Source organism: Salinibacterium sp. NG22, assembly GCF_015864925.1.
GTDB lineage: Bacteria > Actinomycetota > Actinomycetes > Actinomycetales > Microbacteriaceae > Rhodoglobus.
This window is the reverse complement of record NZ_JADYWG010000001.1, coordinates 283,008-294,920: the sequence shown is the minus strand read 5'-3', so window position 1 is coordinate 294,920 and position 11,913 is coordinate 283,008. Positions and strand designations below refer to the sequence as shown.

At 59.0% G+C, this 11,913-nt stretch carries 12 protein-coding genes; 9 read left to right on the top strand and 3 right to left on the bottom strand.

Going from position 1 to position 11,913, the window contains the following annotated elements; translation table 11 throughout:
- Nucleotides 1-17: 17 nt before the first annotated feature.
- The 9 genes from uvrC to I6E81_RS01450 all read left to right on the top strand — a co-directional run bounded on the left by uvrC (nucleotide 18) and on the right by I6E81_RS01450 (nucleotide 8,454).
- Entirely contained in the window at nucleotides 18-1,970 is a 1,953-nt protein-coding gene (uvrC, locus tag I6E81_RS01490; RefSeq protein WP_197105655.1) for an excinuclease ABC subunit UvrC, read from the top strand.
- A 21-nt stretch (nucleotides 1,971-1,991) separates the two neighbouring features.
- The gene (gene rapZ / locus I6E81_RS01485) at nucleotides 1,992-2,867 is read left to right on the top strand and encodes an RNase adapter RapZ (protein ID WP_197105654.1); all 876 of its coding nucleotides are present in this window, start codon (nucleotides 1,992-1,994) and stop codon (nucleotides 2,865-2,867) included.
- Nucleotides 2,868-2,912: 45 nt separating this feature from the next.
- Entirely contained in the window at nucleotides 2,913-3,893 is a 981-nt protein-coding gene (gene whiA / locus I6E81_RS01480; protein ID WP_197105653.1) for a DNA-binding protein WhiA, read from the top strand.
- Nucleotides 3,894-4,003: 110 nt separating this feature from the next.
- A complete protein-coding gene (locus I6E81_RS01475; RefSeq protein WP_197105652.1) occupies nucleotides 4,004-4,630 on the top strand; it encodes a superoxide dismutase in 627 nt (208 codons plus the stop codon).
- A 108-nt stretch (nucleotides 4,631-4,738) separates the two neighbouring features.
- A complete protein-coding gene (gene gap / locus I6E81_RS01470) occupies nucleotides 4,739-5,746 on the top strand; it encodes a type I glyceraldehyde-3-phosphate dehydrogenase (RefSeq protein ID WP_197105651.1) in 1,008 nt (335 codons plus the stop codon).
- A gap of 12 nt (nucleotides 5,747-5,758) precedes the next feature.
- Nucleotides 5,759-6,976, top strand: a complete 1,218-nt coding sequence (gene pgk, locus I6E81_RS01465) for a phosphoglycerate kinase (protein ID WP_197105650.1) — start codon at nucleotides 5,759-5,761, stop codon at nucleotides 6,974-6,976.
- Nucleotides 6,964-7,761: a triose-phosphate isomerase gene (tpiA, locus tag I6E81_RS01460; RefSeq protein WP_197105649.1), complete on the top strand. Its 798-nt coding sequence runs from the start codon at nucleotides 6,964-6,966 to the stop codon at nucleotides 7,759-7,761. Before pgk ends, tpiA begins: the two co-directional genes overlap by 13 nt.
- A 46-nt stretch (nucleotides 7,762-7,807) precedes the next feature.
- A complete protein-coding gene (secG, locus tag I6E81_RS01455) occupies nucleotides 7,808-8,056 on the top strand; it encodes a preprotein translocase subunit SecG (RefSeq protein ID WP_197105648.1) in 249 nt (82 codons plus the stop codon).
- 32 nt (nucleotides 8,057-8,088) lie between these two features.
- Nucleotides 8,089-8,454, top strand: coding sequence for an RNA polymerase-binding protein RbpA (locus I6E81_RS01450; protein WP_197105647.1), 366 nt, complete (start codon nucleotides 8,089-8,091; stop codon nucleotides 8,452-8,454).
- 117 nt (nucleotides 8,455-8,571) lie between these two features.
- Here the strand turns inward: I6E81_RS01450 and pgl are convergent, their stop codons facing one another.
- Genes pgl through zwf form a run of 3 tightly spaced genes read right to left on the bottom strand, consistent with a single transcriptional unit; the run spans nucleotide 8,572 to nucleotide 11,884 of the window.
- Nucleotides 8,572-9,375, bottom strand: coding sequence for a 6-phosphogluconolactonase (gene pgl, locus I6E81_RS01445; protein WP_197105646.1), 804 nt, complete (start codon nucleotides 9,373-9,375; stop codon nucleotides 8,572-8,574).
- Nucleotides 9,372-10,346 carry a glucose-6-phosphate dehydrogenase assembly protein OpcA gene (locus tag I6E81_RS01440; protein ID WP_197105645.1) on the bottom strand — a complete coding sequence of 325 codons (975 nt, stop codon included), beginning with the start codon at nucleotides 10,344-10,346 and terminating at the stop codon, nucleotides 9,372-9,374. Before I6E81_RS01440 ends, pgl begins: the two co-directional genes overlap by 4 nt.
- The gene (zwf, locus tag I6E81_RS01435; protein WP_197105644.1) at nucleotides 10,343-11,884 is read right to left on the bottom strand and encodes a glucose-6-phosphate dehydrogenase; all 1,542 of its coding nucleotides are present in this window, start codon (nucleotides 11,882-11,884) and stop codon (nucleotides 10,343-10,345) included. Before zwf ends, I6E81_RS01440 begins: the two co-directional genes overlap by 4 nt.
- Nucleotides 11,885-11,913 lie beyond the last annotated feature (29 nt).

The following is an 11,913-nucleotide window of genomic DNA, read 5'->3' as shown; positions in this document are numbered from 1 at the left end:
GCCGCTGGGAGTCAACGGTGGCTAACACTGTTCCTTGGCGCCCGCGCGCAGGAGACATCCCTAACCAGCCTGGCGTTTATCGGTTTACCGACGATAAGAAGCGCGTGCTCTACGTGGGAAAAGCGAAGAACTTGCGCGCCCGTCTCAGCAACTACTTTGCACCGCTGACCACTCTTCACGAGCGCACTCGACGGATGGTGCTCACCGCAACAAATGTTGAGTGGACGATCGTCGGCAATGACTTTGAAGCGCTGCAGCTGGAATACACCTGGATCAAAGAGTTCGATCCGCCGTTTAACGTTCAGTACAAAGACGACAAGTCCTACCCGTACCTTGCGATCACGATGGGTGATCCTGTTCCACGGGTGCTTGTCACGCGCAATCGTAACCTGCCCAATGCGCGATACTTCGGCCCCTATTCGCGCGCGTGGGCCATCCGCGACACGGTCGATGTGATGCTCAAAGCTTTCCCGATGCGCAGCTGCTCGACGTCGGTCTACAAGCGCGCCCAACAAACTGGTCGCCCCTGCTTGCTCGGCGATATTGGTAAGTGTGCGGCGCCCTGTGTCGGCCGAGTGACGCTCGAAGAGCATAAATCGATTGCACTAGATTTTGCGTCGTTCATGGGAGGCAACGACTCTCGAATGCTCAACTCAATCAAAGCCAAAATGGCAGAGTCCGCAGCGACTCAGGAGTATGAGGCGGCCGCGCGCTATCGTGACCAAATTGGGGCGATGGAGACAGCGCTCGCTAAAAACCAGATCGTGTTGTCCGAGGATGTGGATGCCGATTTCTTCGGAATTGCGCACGATGAGCTCGCAGCCGCCGTGCAACAGTTCATTGTTCGAGGCGGCCGAATTCGCGGTGTTCGTGGATGGGTCGTCGATAAAGAACTGGATGTCGAACTCGGCGGACTGGTCGAATCTGTGTTGCAGAACGCCTACGACGACACCGTCCCACCGCGCGATGTCCTCGTGCCAGCGCTGCCAGAGGACGGCACTGCGCTGGAAGAGTGGCTAGCGCAGCGCCGTGGGCCGGGCGCGCGCGTCCGTTTGAGGGTCGCGCAGCGGGGCGAAAAGGCGTCACTGGCACAGACCGTGGAGACAAACGCTAAGAACGCGCTCATGCTCTATAAGTCGAAACGGAGCGGCGACTTCGTTGCTCGTTCGCAGGCGCTGGCAGATATCCAGGAAGCATTGGGAATGACCGAGGCTCCGCTTCGGATGGAATGTTTCGACGTTTCGCACCTCTCAGGCACGAATGTGGTTGCATCCATGGTCGTCTTCGAAGATGGACTGCCCAAGAAGCAGCACTACCGGCGTTTCAATATCCCCGAGACCACCGACGACACTGATTCCATCTACCAGGTCCTCACGCGTCGGCTTGCCTATCTTGCCGCCGGGAATGCGGTCCCCACTGCCGCTGAAGCCCAGGCGACTTCGCCCAACAAGACGCTCAGTACGGGGGAGCCCGATGAGGATGCCGCAGTTTCTGCGGAGCTCGCGACCGATGTCGTGGCTCCTTCTCCCAAGTTTGCTTATCCGCCCCAATTGCTCATCGTTGATGGTGGGCAACCGCAGGTTTCAGCGGCACAGCGCGCTCTCGAGGAGTCCGGCGTTTCCGGTATCCAACTCGCTGGAATTGCTAAGCGACTAGAAGAGATCTGGCTGCCCGACTCTGAGTATCCGGTTATTCTTCCCCGCAATAGTGATGCGCTTTTTTTGATTCAACGCATCCGCGATGAGGCGCACCGCTCCGCAATTACTCATCAGCGTCAGCGAAGGTCAAAGGACATTTCCTCGATCCTCTCCACTGTTCCGGGCCTCGGCCCGTCCCGCATCAAGGCGCTGTTGCAGCACTTTGGCTCCGTCGCTCGGCTCAAGGCGGCAACGCCCGAACAGATCACAGAGGTCCCGGGAGTCGGAGAGGCGACTGCTGCCGCGATCATCGATAAGCTCGGTCAGCGCTAGCTCAGGTAGTCTGAAGCCACCATGAAACCCGTGACAGAGCAGCAAGAAGTTCTTATTGTGACTGGCATGTCGGGCGCCGGTCGTTCGACCGTCGGCAACGCGCTAGAGGATCTCGGCTGGTATGTCGTAGATAACTTGCCACCTCAGATGCTTCTGCCTCTTGTGGACCTCGCTCACCGCGCCGGAGATTCCCTCCCACGCGTGGCTGCGGTTATCGACGTGCGTGGTGGCAAACTCTTCTCGGATGCCCAGCATGCAATTGAGGCCCTCCGTGCTTCCACTTCTCTTCGGGTTCTTTTTCTTGATGCCGAAGATGCCGCGCTGGTTCGCCGTTTTGAGCAGGTCCGCCGGCCGCACCCTCTCCAAGATGAGGGAACCCCGCTCGATGGAATTGCTGCCGAACGAACCCGTATGGCGGAGATTCGCTCCAGTAGCGACATCATCATCGACACTACAGACCTCAACATCCACCAGTTGGCGATGACCATCATCGAAAAGTTCTCTGCGGAGAGCGACGCTGGATTGCGTATTACTATTGAGAGCTTCGGATTTAAGTACGGACTTCCAGCAGACGCCGACATGGTTGCTGACTGCAGATTCTTACCTAATCCCTTTTGGGTGCCCGAGCTCAAAGCATTAGACGGACTCGATGAACGCGTCCGTGCCTATGTCGTTGGGGCGCCAGGAGCACAGGAGTTCGTTGCAGATTATGCGCGAGCCCTCGAACCTGTATTCGCCGGGTATCAGCGCGAGAATAAAAGACACGCAACGATCGCGATCGGCTGTACTGGTGGCAAACACCGTTCGGTTGCGATTGCCGAAGAGCTGTCAGCTATTCTTAGCGGCCTGCCCGGTGTAGCCGTAAGCATTAAGCATCGGGACCGTGGACGAGAGTAGATTGCTCATCCAACAGAACCGCCATCTTGGAAGGAAGGCCAGTTAGTGGCATTAACTGCTGAAGTCAAAGACGAACTGGCACGAATTCAGTTGGGCAAGACGACTGAGCGCGCTGCAGAGCTCGCAACAATTTTGCGGTTCTCGGGTGGTCTCCATCTGATTTCCGGACGTATCGCCGTCGAATCTGAGCTGGAAAGCGAATTGCTCGCTCGCCGTGTGCGGCGCGACATTGCTGAGCTGTACGGCGTTCGCTCTGAGATTTCGCGCGTTGCGTCTTCCGGTGGCCGGCGTACGAACAATCTTCTGGTGCGCGTTCTCGACGGGGGAGAGACCCTCGCTCGCCAGACTGGACTTTTGGATGCCCGCCGCCGCCCCATCCGCGGCCTCCCGAACCGCGTGACTACTGGCGGCCGCGGTGAACTCGCTGCTGTCTGGCGTGGGGCGTTTCTTGCGGCAGGCTCGCTCACAGACCCGGGTCGCTCGGCCGCTCTCGAAGTAACCTGCCCTGGCAACGAGGCCGCAATGGCGCTCGTTGGCGCTGCAGGTCGACTCCGCGTCGCCGCAAAGGCACGCGAGGTTCGCGGTGTTCACCGTGTCGTTGTTCGCGATGGCGAAGCCATTAGCGCCATGCTCACGATCATGGGCGCCGAGACGACTGTGGTGAGCTGGAACGAATTGCGTCAACGTCGCGAAGTTCGCGCCACCGCCAACCGCCTAGTGAACTTTGACGATGCGAACCTTCGCCGTTCGGCGCAAGCTGCTGTTGCCGCGTGCGCCCGCGTCGAACGCGCTCTTGAGATCCTGGGGGATGACGTGCCGCAGCACCTGCGTTACGCCGGCGAACTTCGCCTCAGCCACCGAGACTCAAGCCTGGACGAATTAGGCCACCATGCTGATCCGCCGATGACGAAGGATGCTGTTGCTGGCCGCATCCGTCGGCTACTGGCAATGGCGGACAAGCGCGCAAGCGACCTCGGTGTAGCCGGTACTGAAGCAAACCTTCCCGCTGAGTTGGACGAGGCTTAGCGTTCCCTCCATACGACACGTGCGTCGGATGGACGTGGTTAGACTGGATGTATCTCACCTGACCGTGCTCGCCAGCCGGCGCAGGAATCACGATCCTAGGAGGACTTCCGATGGCTGATTACACGCTTCCAGAACTTTCGTACGACTACTCCGCGCTTGAGCCAAGCATCAGCGCCATGATCATGGAGTTGCACCACAGCAAGCACCACCAGGCATATGTCACTGGTGCGAATGCTGCGATCGCCGGGCTTGCTGAAGCTCGCGATTCCGGAAACCTCGCCAATGTAAACAAGCTCGAGAAGGACCTCGCGTTCAACTTGGGTGGACACATCAACCACTCCATTTTCTGGACCAACATGTCGCCCAACGGTGGCGACAAGCCCACCGGCGACCTTGAGAGCGCCATCGACGACCACTTCGGCTCGTTCGATAAGTTCACGGCACACTTCACAGCGACCGCTATGGGCGTGCAGGGTTCAGGCTGGGCAGTGTTGGCTTGGGACTCCATCGGTGAGCGCCTCATCATCGTTCAGTTCTTCGACCAGCAGGGCAACTTGCCTGCGGGCATCGTTCCTCTCCTCATGCTTGATGTGTGGGAGCACGCCTACTACCTCGACTACAAGAACGTGCGTGCTGACTACGTCAAGGCGTTCTGGAACATCGTTGACTGGGCCAACGTTCAGGACCGCTTCAGCGCAGCGCGCTCGAAGACAAACGGTCTGCTGCTACTCTCGTAGCGGCATCGTGGCCGGGTTAGGCCCCGGCTTTAGCCCAGTCTCCACCCAAGCAACACCCCCACCACTACAGCACGACGCGTCCTAGACGCCTGATTTTCTGGAGCAACAGTGAGCGTAAAAATCGGTATTAATGGTTTCGGTCGCATCGGTCGCAACTTCTTTCGAGCGGCAATGGCTAAGGACAGCAACATTGAAATTGTTGCGGTCAACGACCTCACAGACAACAAGACCCTCGCTCATCTCCTCAAGTACGACACCATCACTGGTCGTCTAAACGCTGAGGTTACGTTTGATGACGAGCAGATCGTCGTCGACGGCAAGGCAATCAAGGTTTTCGCTGAGCGCGATCCCTCGAACCTCCCGTGGGGCGAGCTTGGCGTCGACATCGTCATCGAGTCGACCGGTCACTTCACCAAGTCGGCGGATGCCGCGAAGCACATCGCTGCTGGTGCCAAGAAGGTCATCGTTTCGGCCCCGGCTTCGGGCGATGACGTAGCAACTCTGGTGCTCGGCGTCAACGAGGGAATCTACGACCCCGCCGTTCACAACATCATCTCGAACGCATCGTGCACGACCAACTGCCTCGCACCGTTGGCCAAGGTCTTCATGGACAACTTCGGAATCGACACCGGGTTCATGACGACTGTTCACGCGTACACCGCAGATCAGAACCTTCAGGACGGCCCGCACGGAGACCTTCGCCGCGCTCGCGCAGCAGCGCAGAACGTCATCCCGACGTCGACTGGTGCAGCTAAGGCACTCGGCTTGGTCATCCCTGAGCTCGTCGGCAAGCTCGATGGTTATGCACTTCGCGTTCCCGTCATCACTGGTTCGATCACTGACCTCACCATCACGACTTCGTCTGAAGTTACGGTCGAGCAGGTCAACGCGGCGTACAAGGCCGCGGCTGAGGGCCCTCTCAAAGGCATCCTCAAGTACACCGAGGACCCCATCGTTTCCACCGACATCGTCGGCGACCCACACTCGTCGATCTTCGATGCAGGACTGACGAAGGTCATTGGCAACCAGGTCAAGGTCGCTTCGTGGTACGACAACGAGTGGGGTTACTCCAACCGCCTCGTTGACGTTGCAGAATACGTCGGCGCCCGCCTCTAACATCCAACGACTATGAGCCTCAGAACTCTTTCAACGCTTCCCGACTTGCGCGGTAAGCGCGTGATCGTCCGTTGCGACCTGAACGTACCCCTCAAGGACGGCCAGATCACGGATGACGGTCGCATTCGTGCATCGTTGCCCACGCTCAACGCACTCATCAATGAGGGCGCTCGCGTCGTCATCGTGTCTCACCTGGGTCGCCCCGGTGGTGAGCCCGATGCTCAGTACAGCCTCGAGCCGGTCGCACAGCGGCTCTCGGAGCTGTTGGGCAAAGCCGTTGTGTTCGCTAAGGACACCGTCGGGCACGCCGCTGAGCAAGCGGTTGCCGAGCTCGACGATTGCGGCGTAGCGCTGTTGGAGAATCTGCGGTTCAACTCCGGTGAAACCTCAAAGTCAGAGACGGAACGTGAAGAGTTTGCCGCCAAGCTCGCTCGCTTCGGCGACGCGTTCGTCTCTGACGGTTTCGGAGTAGTTCATCGCAAGCAAGCAAGCGTGTTCGAGTTGGCTAAAGCCCTCCCGAGTGCTGCTGGTTTGCTTATCGAGACTGAACTTGGCGTTCTTGAGCGCCTCACGGTAACCCCAGAGCGTCCTTACACGGTCGTGTTGGGCGGTTCTAAAGTTTCTGACAAGCTCGACGTCATCGGCGCGCTTCTTCCGCGCGTTGATTCGTTGCTCGTTGGTGGCGGAATGCTCTTCACCTTCCTTGCCGCGCAGGGCTACAAGGTTGGAGCTAGCCTCCTTGAGAACGATCAGCTCGATACAGTCAGGGGCTATATCGCCCAGGCTGAAGAGCTGGGTGTCGAGATTGTTCTTCCGACAGACATTGCAGTGGCCGCTTCGTTCGGACCGGATGCCGCTCACACGGTAACGCCGGCTCAGGCGATCGAAGATACCGAGTTCGGTGCTGCTGGCATCGGGCTCGACATCGGGCCAGACACTGCAGCTCGATTCGCCGAAGTAATTCGGGCCTCCAAGACTGTTTTCTGGAACGGGCCTATGGGCGTGTTCGAGTTCCCAGCATTTGCGGCAGGAACGAAGGCAGTCGCGCAAGCGCTCACGGAGACAGATGGATTCGGCGTTGTCGGTGGTGGCGATTCTGCCGCAGCCGTTCGCGCATTAGGTTTTGACGACGACCAGTTTGGTCACATTTCTACGGGTGGCGGTGCGAGCCTCGAGTTTCTCGAAGGCAAGCAGCTCCCCGGACTGGAGGTACTTGGATGGCAAAGGTAAAGCGCGTCCCGCTTATTGCGGGCAATTGGAAGATGAATCTTGACCATCTTCAGTCAATCGCGTTTGTGCAGAAGTTGGCATGGACGTTGAAAGATGCAAATCACGACTTTGGTGTCGACGGTGCAGAGGTTGCGGTGTTTCCCCCGTTCACCGATCTGCGTTCGGTGCAAACCCTCGTCGCAGCGGACAAGCTTGACGTACGCTTCGGCGGCCAAGATCTTTCCGAACATGATTCGGGTGCATACACGGGAGAAATCTCCGGTGCGTTCCTGTCATCGCTTGACTGCCGCTATGTGCTGGTCGGTCACTCCGAGCGTCGCACGATGCACGGAGAAACCGATGAGCAGCTTGCTCGCAAGGTTGCCGCAGCGCTGAAGCACGGCCTCGTGCCGGTTCTGTGCGTCGGCGAGACCGCGGATGACCTCGAAGCTCACGGTCCTAGTGCTGTCCCCGTCGCTCAGCTGAAGGCCGGACTCGCTGGACTCTCTGGCACGCCAGAGCTCGTAGTTGCTTACGAGCCCGTCTGGGCTATCGGCTCGGGCAAGGCCGCGACGCCTGAACAGGCCGAGCAAGTTGCGGCACGACTGCGCGAGACCCTCGCTGAGGTGCTCGGCGATGATGTCGCTGCGGCCACACGAATCCTCTATGGCGGTTCCGTGAAGTCAAGCAACATTGCGAGCCTCATGCGCGAACCCAACATTGACGGCGCTCTTGTGGGCGGTGCAAGCCTTGATGTGGCGGAATTTGCCAGCATCTCGCGCTTCTCCAAGCACGTCGGCACCTAGCCGTTATACTGTTCGAGGCCGGAACGGCCTGTTCGAAAGGTTCTTTGTGGAAATTCTCCAAGTTGTGCTGCAGGTATTGCTCGGCATTACGAGCTTGCTGCTCACACTTCTCATCCTTCTTCACCGCGGACGCGGTGGAGGTCTCTCCGACATGTTCGGCGGGGGAACCACGTCCAATCTGGGTGCTTCCGGTGTTGCAGAACGCAACCTGAACCGCATCACTGTGATCCTGGGCGTCGTATGGATCAGTTGCATCGTCGTACTCGGTCTCATCACCAAATACAACGGCGCTTAAGAACCTCCAGTTTTAGCAAACGAAGGAACACAGTGGCAGCAGGCGGAAGTGCAATTCGTGGGTCGCGCGTTGGCTCGGGCCCCATGGGGGAACAAGATCGTGGTTTTCACGCTGAACGCGTGCAGATCTCGTACTGGGACGCTCTCGGGAACGAAACCGTAAGGTCGTTCTCGGCGAACGTTCCCGACGACGAAATCCCCGCGACGATTGATTGCCCGTCGTCCGGTCTTCCCGCGGGCCGCGACAAGGAGAACCCGCCGTCGGCTTCGAAACTGGAGCCCTACAAAACCCATCTTGCCTACGTCAAAGAGCGTCGCAGCGATGACGAAGCGACTGAGCTCCTCGATGAGGCTCTTCTGCAGCTTCGAACCCGTCGTGGCACGGCTACCGCGGAATAGCACGATCGCTGTCAGCGTGGTCTTTTAACATCGCATAGTGCGGTCGACACAAGCCTAAGAACAGAGGCCCCAACCGAATCGGTTGGGGCCTCTGTTCGTTAAAACCGCATCTGAGGTTTAGTGCTCGTCCGTGGAGTCTGCGCTGGTCCAGAACTGCCCAGGATCGATCAACGATGCCGGAACTTGGGCTGCGGCGTCGGAATCGACAAAGAACAAGGTTTTGCGACGGCCTTCAAGGCCCGCTGCGGGAACCTCGTTGTAGCTGGCACCGGCCAGAGTGAGTCCCAAAGCGGAAGCTTTATCGCTTCCGGCAACGACTGCCCAGATTCGAACTGAAGAGTTGATCACTGGCAGCGTGAGGCTCACTCGTTCGTCAGGGGGCTTGGGGGAGTTGCGCACAGCAATAACGGTTCGCTCGGTTTCACGGATGCCTTCGCGCTCCGGAAAGAGCGAAGCAATGTGACCGTCCGGGCCGACCCCGAGGAAGACGATGTCGAAGTTCGGGTACTTGCCGTTACGTGCGGAGTGAGCTGCCAGGTCGTTGGCATAAGCCTGAGCCGCGTCATCCAGAGTGAGACCCGAGTCGGATGCCGCAACGGCGTGGACACGGCTGGGGTCGACGGGGATGTGATCGAGCAGAGCAGCGCGCGCCTGAACATCGTTGCGCTCGGGATCGCCGGCAGGCAGCCAACGCTCATCGCCCCACCAGAAGTTAACGCGTGACCAGTCAACACCGTCGCGTTTGGACGACTTATTGATGGCTTCGAGAACTGCTATCCCCATACTTCCACCGGTAAGAACCACGGTTGCTTCATCGAACTCGGCGATGAAGTGGGGGACTTTCGAGAGAAAGCGCGCAGCAACAGCTTTCGCCAGCTTCGCTTTATCGGTGTGGACTATCGCACGACGTTCGTTACTCATTCGCTCTTCGCCTTCGTAGAGTTGTTGATCTGAACCCCAGTGATCTCGCTGACACCGTGACGAACCACGTCACCAAAGAGGCTGTCAGGGTCGAGGCGGCGGAGTTCTTCCGCCAGACAGTCGCGAAGACTGCGCCGTGGCAGCGAAATGTCGTGCACGGGCTGGTCTGGCTGTGTCAACGTTGCGATGTTGGCCATGTTGCGCTCGAGCGTGATCGTGCCCGATGCTCGCTCAAGGATGACGGCGTGGATGCCGGTGGGAACAGGCGAGCCCTCAGCCACGTGCAGCGTGACCTTCACTTTGAGCTGCATCTGCAACCAGGCTGCGAGCAGCATCGTGGAGGCGGAATCGGCGGCGCCACTGACGGTGACGGCGGTGATGGCCTCGTACGGAGGCTGATCCAGCACAGCGGCAAGCTGCGCGCGCCACAGCGTAAGTCTGGTCCACGCGAAGTCTGTGTCACCAGGTACGTAGGTCTTGCACATGCGGTGCATTGCATCCAGCGGGTTGGTGCTGGCAGCCGCATCGGTGATGCGGCGCTGTGCAATACGACCGATTGGTGACTGTGAGGCACTAGCAGGGCCTTCACCGGGCCACCACGCGACGACGGGAGCATCGGGCAGGAGCAATCCAGTGACGAGGCTCTCCTGGTCGAGTGCGGCATCTCCGTGGGCGGTGACAACGATTACCTCGCTCGCACCGGCGTCTCCGCCAACACGAATCTGAGCATCAACGCGAGCGTCGTCGTCACGAGCGGATGACGCGCTGCTCGTTGACACAACCAGTACACGCATCGGGTGTTCACGCGAGGCGTCGTTTGCCGCTTCAATTGCTTCTTCTTCGTTGCCGAACTCGGTCGCAATGATGAGCGTGAGCACGCGACCTAACGCGACCGCACCGCCATCCTCTCGAATGCGCACGAGCGCTTTCGAGATTTTCGCGGTTGTGGTGTTGGGCAGATCAACAATCATGGTCGTCTCCAGACTCGTCCATCGCGTTCCATGAGGTCGTCGGCAGATTTGGGACCCCACGTGCCTGGACGGTACTGCTCCGGTGCGCCTTGCGTTGCCCAGAACTCTTCAATGGGATCGAGAATCTTCCAGCTAAGCTCGACCTCTTCGTGACGAGGGAACAGCGGCGGATCGCCAAGCAATACATCGAGGATGAGTCGTTCGTAAGCTTCGGGGCTGGCCTCGGTGAACGCGTGGCCGTAGCCGAAGTCCATGGTGACGTCGCGCACATGCATTTCGGCGCCGGGAACTTTCGACCCGAAGCGAATCGTGACGCCCTCATCGGGCTGTACGCGGATTACGAGAGCGTTTTGCCCCAGCGCCGAAGTGCGGCTCTCTTCAAAGAGATACTGCGGAGCGCGCTTGAAGACGACGGCAATTTCGGTGACCCGTCGTCCGAGACGCTTTCCAGCGCGGAGGTAGAACGGAACGCCTGACCATCGACGCGTGCCAATGTCGAGGCGAATCGCTGCGTAGGTTTCTGTCTCGGATTCGGGATTCATCCCGTCTTCTTCGAGGAAACCGGTGATCTTTTCGCCACCTTGCCAACCGCCGGCATACTGCCCGCGCGCGGTGTGCTCGCCAAGATTGTCAGGAAGGCGAACCGCCGAAAGTACCTTCTCCTTTTCGGCGCGCAGATCCGCGGCGTCAAAAGAAACAGGTTCTTCCATCGCCGTGAGAGCGAGAAGCTGAAGGAGGTGGTTCTGGATGACGTCGCGAGCTGCGCCGATTCCGTCGTAGTACCCGGCCCGGCCCCCAACTCCGATGTCCTCTGCCATCGTGATCTGAACATGATCGACGTGGTTGGAGTTCCAGATCGGCTCAAAGAGCTGATTGGCAAAGCGCAACGCGAGGATGTTCTGAACGGTCTCTTTGCCCAGATAGTGATCGATGCGAAACACACTGTCGGGAGGGAATACCGATTCAACGACGTCATTGAGCTCGCGAGCCGTCGTGAGATCGCTACCGAATGGCTTCTCGATGACAACGCGACTCCACTGCCCGTCGCGCTGTTCTGCGAGCCCGGAGTTACGGAGCTGCTCCGTTACCTGCGGGAATGACTTCGGAGGGATCGAAAGATAGAACGCGTGGTTGCCCATCGTGCCTCGCTCACTATCCAAATCGGAGAGTGTGTCCTTCAGGCGTTCGAAGGCCGCGGCATCATCAAACTCACCCTGCACGAAGCGAATGCCTTGAGCCAGCTGCTTCCACACATCCTCGTCAAAAGGCGTGCGAGCGTACTGTTTGACAGCGTCGTGAACGACTTTCTCGAAGTCTTGGTCTTCCCAGTCTCGTCGAGCAAAGCCGACGAGTGCGAAGCCTGGGGGAAGTAGCCCCCGGTTGGCGAGGTCATAGACGGCCGGCATGAGCTTCTTGCGCGACAGGTCGCCGGTTACGCCAAAAATGACCAGAGCGCTCGGACCAGCAATACGGTTAAGCCTGCGGTCAGAACTCAACCGCAGGGGATTGAATTCAGCACTGATGTCAACGGGGGACATACTTCTCCTCTACGTGCGGCACGTACGTG